General features: G+C 51.9%; 7 protein-coding genes. All 7 read left to right on the top strand.

Translation table 11 applies throughout. The features are described from left to right. The first annotated feature begins 233 nt into the window (after positions 1-233). The 7 genes from secE to rpoB all read left to right on the top strand — a co-directional run bounded on the left by secE (position 234) and on the right by rpoB (position 8,066). Complete coding sequence (secE, locus tag DCH402_RS19165; RefSeq protein ID WP_013315920.1) at positions 234-617, top strand: preprotein translocase subunit SecE; 384 nt, start codon at positions 234-236, stop codon at positions 615-617. Position 618: 1 nt separating this feature from the next. After that, entirely contained in the window at positions 619-1,164 is a 546-nt protein-coding gene (nusG, locus tag DCH402_RS19160) for a transcription termination/antitermination protein NusG (protein ID WP_015848189.1), read from the top strand. 147 nt (positions 1,165-1,311) lie between these two features. Next, the gene (rplK, locus tag DCH402_RS19155) at positions 1,312-1,740 is read left to right on the top strand and encodes a 50S ribosomal protein L11 (RefSeq protein WP_040002870.1); all 429 of its coding nucleotides are present in this window, start codon (positions 1,312-1,314) and stop codon (positions 1,738-1,740) included. A 3-nt stretch (positions 1,741-1,743) separates the two neighbouring features. Beyond that, positions 1,744-2,448, top strand: a complete 705-nt coding sequence (gene rplA / locus DCH402_RS19150; protein WP_027713419.1) for a 50S ribosomal protein L1 — start codon at positions 1,744-1,746, stop codon at positions 2,446-2,448. Positions 2,449-2,783: 335 nt separating this feature from the next. After that, positions 2,784-3,281, top strand: coding sequence for a 50S ribosomal protein L10 (gene rplJ / locus DCH402_RS19145; protein ID WP_012882962.1), 498 nt, complete (start codon positions 2,784-2,786; stop codon positions 3,279-3,281). Positions 3,282-3,347: 66 nt separating this feature from the next. After that, positions 3,348-3,713, top strand: a complete 366-nt coding sequence (gene rplL, locus DCH402_RS19140; RefSeq protein ID WP_040002868.1) for a 50S ribosomal protein L7/L12 — start codon at positions 3,348-3,350, stop codon at positions 3,711-3,713. Positions 3,714-4,037: 324 nt separating this feature from the next. Next, entirely contained in the window at positions 4,038-8,066 is a 4,029-nt protein-coding gene (rpoB, locus tag DCH402_RS19135) for a DNA-directed RNA polymerase subunit beta (protein WP_040002867.1), read from the top strand. The last annotated feature ends 95 nt before the right edge of the window (positions 8,067-8,161 follow it).

Genomic DNA, 8,161 nt, shown 5'->3' with positions numbered 1-8,161 from the left:
GCTGATAAAATTTGACGCAACATGCGGTAAAAGGGCATCATTTGATGCCCTTTTTCTACGCTGTCGTCGTAGAACCTATCTCATCAGCGATTGTGCAGTATAATCATTGGTGAGATAGGCTCTGTGTAAGCGGTGTGAGTCCCGGATAGCTTGATTTTAAGAACACTTTCCGGTCTGGTTTGCCCTTACGGCAGGGCAAAATTATTTGTCTGAATCTAGTGACAGGTTGGTTTATGAGTGCGAATACCGAAGCTCAGGAGAGCGGGCGTGGTCTTGAGGCGCTGAAATGGCTGGTTGTTGCAGTATTACTGATCGCGGCAATTGTAGGTAACTATTACTACCGTGAATTCAGTTTGCCGTTGCGTGCGTTGGCTGTGGTTGTTTTAATCGCCGCTGCAGGCGGTGTAGCATTGCTGACGACGAAGGGCAAGGCAACGGTTTTGTTTGCGCGTGAAGCTCGTACCGAAGTTCGCAAGGTGATCTGGCCGACCCGGCAGGAAACGTTGCATACCACTCTGATCGTTGCTGCTGTAACTGCCGTTATGTCACTGATTTTGTGGGGACTGGATGGCATTCTGGTGCGTCTGGTATCGTTTATTACTGGCCTGAGGTTCTAAGATGTCTGAAGCTCCAAAGAAACGTTGGTACGTCGTTCAGGCGTTTTCTGGCTTTGAAGGTCGCGTAGCACAGTCTCTGCGTGAACATATCAAACTCCATAACATGGAAGACCACTTTGGTGAGGTCATGGTACCGACTGAAGAGGTGGTTGAAATTCGTGGCGGCCAGCGTCGTAAAAGCGAGCGCAAATTCTTCCCTGGTTATGTGCTGGTACAGATGGTGATGGACGATGCCAGCTGGCATTTAGTGCGCAGCGTACCACGTGTCATGGGGTTCATCGGCGGAACGTCCGATCGCCCTGCGCCGATCAGCGATAAAGAAGTCGATGCGATTATGAATCGTCTGCAGCAGGTCGGTGATAAGCCGCGGCCGAAAACCCTGTTCGAACCGGGTGAAATGGTGCGCGTCAACGATGGCCCGTTTGCCGATTTCAACGGTGTGGTGGAAGAAGTCGATTACGAGAAAAGCCGCCTGAAGGTTTCTGTATCTATCTTTGGTCGTGCAACGCCTGTCGAGCTGGATTTCAGCCAGGTGGAAAAAGGCTGATTATTGCCTGAATTCGATACTTGTATCCGGCGCGAAATTGACCTACAATTTCGCGCCTTTGTTTTATGTGTCGTCAGACGCATAACATGTTTATAAATCGCGGGGAGCTTCTTTGTGAAGCGTTATTACCCATTAGAGGAAAGCTAAATGGCCAAGAAAGTACAAGCCTACGTCAAGCTGCAGGTTGCAGCTGGTATGGCTAACCCGAGCCCGCCAGTCGGTCCGGCTCTGGGTCAGCAGGGTGTTAACATCATGGAATTCTGTAAGGCATTCAACGCCAAGACAGAAAGCCTGGAAAAAGGTTTGCCGATTCCTGTTGTTATTACCGTTTACTCCGACCGTTCTTTCACCTTCGTTACCAAAACTCCGCCGGCATCTGTACTGCTGAAAAAAGCGGCTGGTATCAAGTCTGGTTCCGGTAAACCGAACAAAGACAAAGTCGGTAAAGTGACCCGTGCTCAGGTTCTGGAAATCGCTCAGACCAAAGCGGCGGACATGACGGGTGCCAACGTGGAAGCCATGGCGCGTTCCATCGAAGGTACTGCTCGTTCCATGGGCCTGGTAGTGGAGGACTAAGAAATGGCTAAGCTGACCAAGCGCATGCGCGTGATCCGTGAAAAAGTTGATGTAACCAAACAGTATGACATCAACGAAGCCGTTGCCCTGCTGAAAGAGCTGGCCACTGCTAAATTTGTTGAAAGTGTTGACGTTGCCGTAAACCTGGGCATCGATGCACGTAAATCTGATCAGAACGTTCGTGGTGCAACCGTACTGCCGCACGGTACTGGTCGTACTGTTCGCGTAGCTGTGTTTACTCAGGGCGCTAACGCTGAAGCAGCAAAAGCTGCCGGCGCTGACCTGGTAGGCATGGATGACCTGGCTGAGCAGATCAAGAAAGGCGAGATGAACTTCGACGTCGTTATTGCTTCTCCGGATGCAATGCGCGTTGTTGGTCAACTGGGCCAGATCCTCGGTCCGCGTGGTCTGATGCCGAACCCGAAAGTGGGTACTGTAACCCCGAACGTAGCCGAAGCAGTGAAAAACGCCAAGGCTGGTCAGGTGCGTTACCGTAACGACAAGAACGGTATCATCCATACCACCATCGGTAAGGTTGATTTCGACGCTGACAAACTGAAAGAAAACCTGGAAGCTCTGCTGGTTGCGCTGAAAAAAGCTAAACCGGCTCAGGCAAAAGGCGTGTACATCAAGAAAGTTAGCCTCTCCACCACCATGGGTGCTGGCGTTGCCATCGATCAGAGCGGCCTGAACGCAGTCGCAAACTGATAGCTTTTGTTCCTCTTTACCCGGGCGAAGGATTTCTTTATAATCTTACGCCCGTTGTTCTGTAAATGAACAAGAGACGATTTTTCGGTTGGAGCCTGGCCTATCCAGGCCTCCGTCCAAGACCGCAGGTGTTTCGTTAGAAACTTAATTTTCCTGCGTAGACGGTGACAGAGCCTAAAGAACATTTTTATTCTTTTTTAAAGACATATTTATCCTTTTTTAAAGAATAGTCTGCTGGATTCTGCTCACCGTGTTTTAACGCCTGTCTACTAAGTTGGTGGCGGGTGAAGTGAGTTCCGGAAATTTTTTCCGGCTAAATCCAGGAGCAAAAGCTAATGGCATTAAATCTTCAAGACAAACAAGCGATTGTTGCTGAAGTCAGCGAAGTTGCCAAAGGCGCGCTGTCTGCGGTAGTTGCGGATTCCCGCGGCGTTACCGTAGATAAAATGACTGAACTGCGTAAAGCAGGTCGTGAAGCTGGCGTATACATGCGTGTTGTTCGCAACACCCTGCTGCGCCGCGTCGTTGAAGGCACTCAGTTCGAATGCCTGAAAGACACGTTTGTTGGTCCGACCCTGATTGCATACTCGATGGAACACCCGGGCGCAGCTGCTCGTCTGTTCAAAGAGTTCGCGAAAGCGAATGCAAAATTTGAGGTCAAAGCGGCAGCCTTTGAAGGTGAGTTGATTCCGGCGGCTCAAATTGACCGTCTGGCTACTCTGCCGACTTACGAAGAAGCAATTGCACGCCTGATGGCGACCATGAAAGAAGCCTCTGCAGGCAAACTGGTCCGCACTCTGGCTGCTGTTCGCGATCAGAAAGAAGCTGCTTAATCGCACTCTTCCTGTTATCGCATTTGCTAACGTATAAACTTTTTCTGATTGTTAGGAACAATTGTCATGTCTATCACTAAAGATCAAATCATTGAAGCAGTAGCCGCTATGTCTGTAATGGACGTTGTTGAGCTGATCTCTGCAATGGAAGAAAAATTCGGCGTTTCTGCTGCTGCCGCTGTTGCTGTAGCTGCTGCTCCGGCTGAAGCTGCTGAAGAGAAAACCGAGTTCGACGTTATCCTGAAAGCTGTCGGCGCTAACAAAGTTGCCGTTATCAAGGCTGTTCGCGGCGCAACTGGTCTGGGCCTGAAAGAAGCTAAAGATCTGGTTGAATCTGCTCCGGCTGCCCTGAAAGAAGCAGTGAGCAAAGATGACGCTGAAGCTCTGAAAAAATCTCTGGAAGAAGCTGGCGCTGAAGTTGAAGTTAAATAAGCCAACCCTTCCGGTTGCAGCCTGATTCGTTAGGCTGATGGCTGGTGACTTTTTGGTCACCAGCCTTTTTGCGCTGTAGGGTGCCGGTAGAGTTTCACACTGTTTGACTGCCGGTTTCCCATCAATGCTTGTCTCTATCGACGACTTAATATACTGCGCCAGAGCCGCTCGCCCTGTGTAAAGCGCAATGAAATGATTTAAGAGTGATAGAAACAGGTATTGCGGAATGTATTCCACATTCCGATCGACATAAATGGTGTTGCATGAACCGTCCTTATCAGGGCGGACAAAGTGGGTCGACTTGTCAGCGAGCTGAGGAACCCTATGGTTTACTCCTATACCGAGAAAAAACGCATTCGTAAGGATTTTGGTAAACGTCCGCAAGTGTTGGATGTACCTTATCTCCTTTCTATCCAGCTTGACTCGTTCCAGAAGTTTATCGAGCAAGATCCGGAAGGTCAGTATGGTCTGGAAGCTGCATTCCGTTCCGTATTCCCTATCTCAAGTTACAGCGGCAACTCTGAACTGCAATACGTGAGCTACCGTCTGGGTGAGCCGGTATTTGACGTACAAGAGTGTCAAATCCGCGGTGTGACCTTCTCTGCGCCGTTGCGCGTGAAGCTGCGTCTGGTGATCTACGAGCGCGAAGCGCCGGAAGGCACCGTTAAAGACATCAAAGAACAAGAAGTGTACATGGGCGAGATTCCGCTCATGACCGACAACGGTACCTTTGTTATCAATGGTACTGAGCGTGTTATCGTTTCTCAGTTGCATCGTAGTCCGGGCGTCTTCTTTGACAGCGATAAGGGTAAAACCCACTCTTCCGGTAAGGTGCTGTATAACGCACGAATCATTCCTTACCGTGGTTCCTGGCTGGACTTTGAGTTCGACCCGAAAGACAACCTGTTTGTCCGTATCGACCGTCGCCGTAAACTGCCGGCTACCATCATTCTGCGTGCGTTGAATTACACCACTGAACAGATTCTGGATCTGTTCTTCGATAAAGTGGTGTATGAAATTCACAACAACAAGTTGCAGATGGAATTGGTGCCGGAACGTCTGCGTGGCGAAACTGCCTCTTTCGATATCGAAGCCGACGGCAAAGTTTACGTTGAGAAAGGCCGCCGCATCACTGCGCGCCATATCCGCCAGTTGGAAAAAGACGGTATCGAACGTATTGAAGTACCGGTTGAATACATCGCAGGCAAAGTGCTGGCGAAAGACTATGTGGATGAAAGCACCGGTGAAGTGATCGCGATGGCGAACATGGAACTGTCGCTGGATCTGCTGGCCAAGCTGAGTCAGTCTGGCCACAAGCGTATTGAAACGCTGTTCACCAACGATCTGGATCACGGTCCGTACATGTCTGAAACAGTACGTGTCGACCCGACTAACGATCGTCTGAGCGCGCTGGTTGAAATTTACCGCATGATGCGTCCTGGCGAGCCGCCGACACGCGAAGCCGCTGAGACCCTGTTCGAAAATCTGTTCTTCTCTGAAGATCGTTACGATCTGTCCGCGGTTGGCCGTATGAAGTTCAACCGTTCTCTGCTGCGCGAAGAAATTGAAGGCTCCGGCATTCTGAGCAAAGCAGACATTATCGATGTGATGAAAAAACTCATCGATATCCGTAACGGTAAGGGTGAAGTCGACGATATCGACCATTTGGGCAACCGTCGTATTCGTTCCGTGGGCGAAATGGCGGAAAACCAGTTCCGCGTCGGTCTGGTGCGTGTTGAGCGTGCGGTGAAAGAGCGTCTGTCTCTGGGCGACCTGGACACGCTGATGCCGCAGGACATGATCAACGCCAAGCCGATTTCCGCAGCGGTGAAAGAGTTCTTCGGTTCCAGCCAACTGTCTCAGTTTATGGACCAGAACAACCCGTTGTCCGAGATTACGCATAAACGCCGTATCTCCGCATTGGGCCCAGGCGGTCTGACGCGTGAGCGTGCCGGCTTTGAAGTGCGTGACGTACATCCGACTCACTACGGTCGTGTATGTCCTATCGAAACGCCGGAAGGTCCGAACATCGGTCTTATCAACTCGCTGTCCGTGTATGCACAGACTAACGAGTATGGTTTCCTGGAAACCCCGTACCGCCGTGTACGCGATGGCGTGGTAACCGACGAAATTCATTACCTGTCTGCTATCGAAGAAGGCAACTACGTTATTGCCCAGGCGAACACCAACCTGGATGACGAAGGCCACTTCATCGATGAACTGGTCACCTGCCGTAGCAAAGGCGAATCCAGCTTGTTCAGCCGTGATCAGGTTGACTACATGGACGTTTCCACCCAGCAGGTGGTTTCCGTCGGTGCGTCACTGATCCCGTTCCTGGAACACGATGACGCCAACCGCGCCCTGATGGGTGCGAACATGCAACGTCAGGCGGTGCCGACCCTGCGTGCCGACAAGCCGCTGGTAGGTACTGGTATGGAGCGTGCTGTTGCCGTTGACTCCGGTGTAACTGCGGTTGCTAAACGCGGTGGTACCGTGCAGTACGTCGATGCTTCTCGTATCGTTATCAAAGTTAACGAAGCAGAGATGTATCCGGGCGAAGCGGGCATTGATATCTATAACCTGACCAAGTACACCCGCTCCAACCAGAACACCTGTATCAACCAGATGCCGTGTGTGTCACTGGGTGAGCCGGTTGAGCGCGGCGACGTGCTGGCTGACGGCCCGTCCACCGACCTCGGTGAACTGGCGCTGGGTCAGAACATGCGCGTGGCGTTCATGCCGTGGAACGGTTACAACTTCGAAGACTCCATCCTCGTTTCCGAGCGTGTAGTACAGGAAGACCGTTTTACCACCATCCACATTCAGGAACTGGCGTGCGTGTCTCGCGATACCAAGTTGGGGCCGGAAGAGATCACCGCCGATATCCCGAACGTGGGTGAAGCGGCGCTCTCCAAGCTGGATGAATCCGGTATCGTTTACATCGGTGCGGAAGTGACCGGTGGCGACATTCTGGTCGGTAAAGTGACGCCGAAAGGCGAAACTCAACTGACGCCGGAGGAGAAACTGCTGCGTGCGATCTTCGGTGAGAAGGCGTCTGACGTGAAAGACTCTTCTCTGCGTGTGCCGAACGGCGTTTCCGGTACGGTTATCGACGTGCAGGTCTTTACCCGCGATGGCGTGGAAAAAGACAAGCGTGCGTTGGAAATCGAAGAAATGCAGCTTAAGCAGGCCAAGAAAGACCTGACTGAAGAGCTGCAGATTCTGGAAGCCGGTCTGTTTGCCCGTATCCATGACGTGCTGGTTGCCGGTGGCGTTGAAGCCGACAAACTGGACAAGCTGCCGCGTGAGCGTTGGCTGGAGCTGGGTCTGACCGACGAAGAGAAACAGAATCAGCTGGAGCAGTTGGCTGAGCAGTACGACGAACTGAAACACGAATTCGAGAAGAAACTCGAAGCCAAACGCCGCAAAATCACCCAGGGTGATGATCTGGCGCCGGGCGTGCTGAAGATCGTTAAGGTGTATCTGGCGGTTAAACGTCAAATCCAGCCAGGTGACAAGATGGCAGGTCGTCACGGTAACAAGGGTGTTATCTCCAAGATCAACCCGATCGAAGATATGCCTTACGACGAGAACGGTACGCCGGTCGACATCGTATTGAACCCGCTGGGCGTACCATCACGTATGAACATCGGTCAGATTCTGGAAACCCACCTGGGTATGGCAGCGAAAGGCATCGGTGACAAGATCAACGCCATGCTCAAGCAGCATCAGGAAGTGGCCAAACTGCGTGAGTTCATCCAGCGTGCTTATGACCTGGGCAACGATGTACGCCAGAAAGTCGACCTGAACACCTTCAGCGATGAAGAAGTGCTGCGTCTGGCGGAAAATCTGAAGAAAGGTATGCCGATCGCCACGCCGGTGTTCGACGGTGCCAAGGAAAATGAGATCAAAGAGTTGCTGAAACTCGGCGATCTGCCGACTTCCGGTCAGATTACGTTGTTCGATGGCCGTACTGGCGAGCAGTTTGAGCGTCCGGTTACCGTGGGCTACATGTACATGCTGAAACTGAACCACCTGGTGGATGACAAGATGCATGCCCGTTCTACCGGCTCTTACAGCCTGGTTACCCAGCAGCCGTTGGGTGGTAAGGCGCAGTTCGGTGGTCAGCGCTTCGGTGAGATGGAAGTGTGGGCGCTGGAAGCTTACGGCGCAGCCTATACCCTGCAGGAAATGCTGACGGTGAAATCCGATGACGTGAACGGCCGTACCAAGATGTATAAGAACATCGTGGATGGCGATCACCGGATGGAACCGGGTATGCCGGAGTCCTTCAACGTATTGTTGAAAGAAATCCGCTCCCTGGGTATCAACATCGAGCTGGAAGAAGAGTAATCCCGGCCCGATCGCGAGCATTCGTTACAGGGGCACCTGAGCTGTGTTAACGGCAGGGTTCAGGTGCCTGACAGGTCTAACTCCGACAGGAGCCA

Source organism: Dickeya chrysanthemi NCPPB 402 (assembly GCF_000406105.1).
In the GTDB taxonomy this organism is placed as follows: domain Bacteria; phylum Pseudomonadota; class Gammaproteobacteria; order Enterobacterales; family Enterobacteriaceae; genus Dickeya; species Dickeya chrysanthemi.
This window is presented reverse-complemented; position numbering and strand designations above follow the sequence as displayed.

Bases quoted from the DNA above. Each gene is read 5' to 3' on its own strand.
- rplL (WP_040002868.1), top strand. From the start codon at position 3,348: ATGTCTATCACTAAAGATCAAATCATTGAAGCAGTAGCCGCTATGTCT.
- nusG (WP_015848189.1), top strand. From the start codon at position 619: ATGTCTGAAGCTCCAAAGAAACGTTGGTACGTCGTTCAGGCGTTTTCT.
- rpoB (WP_040002867.1), top strand. From the start codon at position 4,038: ATGGTTTACTCCTATACCGAGAAAAAACGCATTCGTAAGGATTTTGGT.
- rplJ (WP_012882962.1), top strand. From the start codon at position 2,784: ATGGCATTAAATCTTCAAGACAAACAAGCGATTGTTGCTGAAGTCAGC.
- secE (WP_013315920.1), top strand. From the start codon at position 234: ATGAGTGCGAATACCGAAGCTCAGGAGAGCGGGCGTGGTCTTGAGGCG.
- rplA (WP_027713419.1), top strand. From the start codon at position 1,744: ATGGCTAAGCTGACCAAGCGCATGCGCGTGATCCGTGAAAAAGTTGAT.
- rplK (WP_040002870.1), top strand. From the start codon at position 1,312: ATGGCCAAGAAAGTACAAGCCTACGTCAAGCTGCAGGTTGCAGCTGGT.